This window comes from Streptomyces albidochromogenes (genome assembly GCF_005981925.1).
GTDB lineage: Bacteria > Actinomycetota > Actinomycetes > Streptomycetales > Streptomycetaceae > Streptomyces > Streptomyces albidochromogenes.
In genome coordinates this window covers 1-2,104 of the sequence record NZ_VBVX01000548.1, presented here as the reverse complement: position 1 = coordinate 2,104, position 2,104 = coordinate 1, and the positions used below count along the sequence as shown (strand labels likewise).

The window sequence follows — 2,104 nt, the reverse complement described above, 5'->3', positions numbered from 1 at the left end:
CAGCCCCGACCACGCCCAAGCCGTCCGCTCCCTCTGACGCAGCCTCCACCGTCAAGGCGTACTTCAATGCCATCAATGCGCGCGACTATCGACGGGCGTGGGACCTCGGAGGCAAGAACCTTGGCGACCCTTCCTATTCGTCCTTCGCGGCAGGGTTTGCAGATGTTGAACGCGACACCGTTCACATCCTTGATGTCAGCGGCGGGACCGTGACTGTAGTGATCGATGTACTGCGGCCAGATGGGACCCAGCAGTCCTACGAGGGCACTTACACAGTCAGGGGCGGAATCATCGTTGACGCCGCCATACGCCTCGTTGAACCGCCGACGCCGGACGAACCGGAGAGCACCTACCCGCCCGGGCCCTCCGCAGGTGAGCCCGACGTCGACTGCCCAGACCTTCCCGGACCCGTCTGGGTCGGCCTGTCCGACCCACACAACCTCGACCGCGACGGTGACGGCATCGGTTGCGAGGCCAACTAAGGGATCATCCCTACAGCCGTTGTCAAGCCAGCCCCTGTCCAGCGGCGGTCCTCGGGCATCTTGAAGCGATGGTGCCCTCGGGGGCACATGGCCGAGATTCGCAGGAAAGGCGGCCTCGGCAAGGAGCCGGAGCGGGCGGTGGAGCGCGCGGAACAACTGACCGCAATCGGTGAGGACTGGAAGTGCCCCTAGCCGCTGGACTGGCAAGGGGTTGTCCGCCTGGAGATCGCAGGCGGACCGGTGTGGGGCAAGCCGTGCGAACGGGACTTGCCCCACCGGCCCCGGCGCCGCTCACCAGGTGGCAATGGCGACGACGACGCCGGCGCGCGCAGCGCCGAACGTGCCGGCGACCATCAGGGGCGTGGCGAACCTCGGGTGCCGGTAGGCCACGTAGACCATGCCGCCGAGGAAGAGCCTCCGATCAAGGCGCACCGATCAAGACGAAGGCCGTGAGGGTGAGTTTGCTGCCTGAAGCTCTCCGCGGGGACGACGCATGAAGTGTCCTTGCACGCGCCGTGGTGGGCCGCCACGCAGAGTGGCCACCACGGCTTGGCCAGGCGGCCGTGTAGCACTGTTGCGTGCTACACGTAAGCGCCGCTCACGCGGATCGCCCCGAGCCCACTGGGGCACTCTGCCCTGGCGTACTCGTAGCCGACGGCTCTGCGCTTCACATCGCCGTTTCCGCACGCGACGGTAACGCGCACATCTGACCCACTGCCTGAGCAGTTCAGGTGCCCCCGCCCCTTACCGGCGTACCAGTCGATCCAGGCACTGCACCCGGGCGGCACAGCCATGATCGAAACTTCCGAGGAAGTCGCCGCAGCGACGGTGGTGACATGAGCTGCGCCAGAGGCCGCGGCGGAGGCGGAAGGCGCGGCAGTGACACCTCCGGCGAGCAGTCCGGCGGTGGCGACGAGGGTGGCGGCAGCGCGTCGTAGACGAGACATCTGGTACACGATCCTTCCCATGGACGGCGAGTTTCGTAAAGGCCCCTCCGGGCCTGTCGGTCGGGGAAAGCGTCCGCCCAGCACAGTGCGGGAGTCGACTCGTTTCGGGCTGTCCCGAATTGAGAGCGGTGGGAAGGATGAGCCGCGGGCGCTGGTGAGGGGGATGTTGTGCTACGGGTTCACTTCGCTGTCGAAGATCTGGCGCGGGTACAGGTCACGGTGTTGGGGCCGCTGGCAGAGACGCAGTTGAGCCTGCGGACTGTGCAGCGGCGTGAGCGTGCGGCGCTGTTCGGTGGGTGGCGTGCGCGTACTGGTCCGCGGATCAGCGCCGATGGGAGGGAAACGGCGCGGTTTCTCAGCTCTTCTGCCGGTGGGCTGGTGGATCTGTTCACTCTTGTGGGCGCGGCGGGCTGTATGGATGAGGGATTAGAGAGGCTGATCAGTGCGCCTCAGCGGCGGCTGCGCACGGAGTTCTCCGTACTTCCGCGCACGAGTACGCGGCGGGTGCCGTGGCTGGCACAAGTGATGGATGCCGACCCGCGGGCGGTGCGAAGGCTGGCCGGCGCGCTACAGGGCTGCCACCGCGTTGCGGTTGACCCGTACTGGGGGCGTATCGACCAGCACCTGCAGGGGGAAGTGGCCCGGCGGGGGCGGCTCACGGTGCAGGGCGGGGTG

Annotated in this window: 2 protein-coding genes; one reads left to right on the top strand and one right to left on the bottom strand. The window is 67.4% G+C overall.

The genetic code is table 11. The features are described 5' to 3' along the window. Positions 1 to 482, top strand: a 482-nt coding sequence (locus E2E34_RS36855; protein WP_244316387.1) for an excalibur calcium-binding domain-containing protein, incomplete at its 5' end; no start/stop codon positions are given. Between the two features lie 291 nt (positions 483 to 773). On the opposite strand, the gene E2E34_RS35785 is transcribed toward E2E34_RS36855, so the two are convergent. After that, positions 774 to 914 (bottom strand): hypothetical protein, encoded by a 141-nt coding sequence (locus E2E34_RS35785; RefSeq protein WP_167518446.1) that lies wholly within the window; start codon positions 912 to 914, stop codon positions 774 to 776. Positions 915 to 2,104: the final 1,190 nt, after the last annotated feature.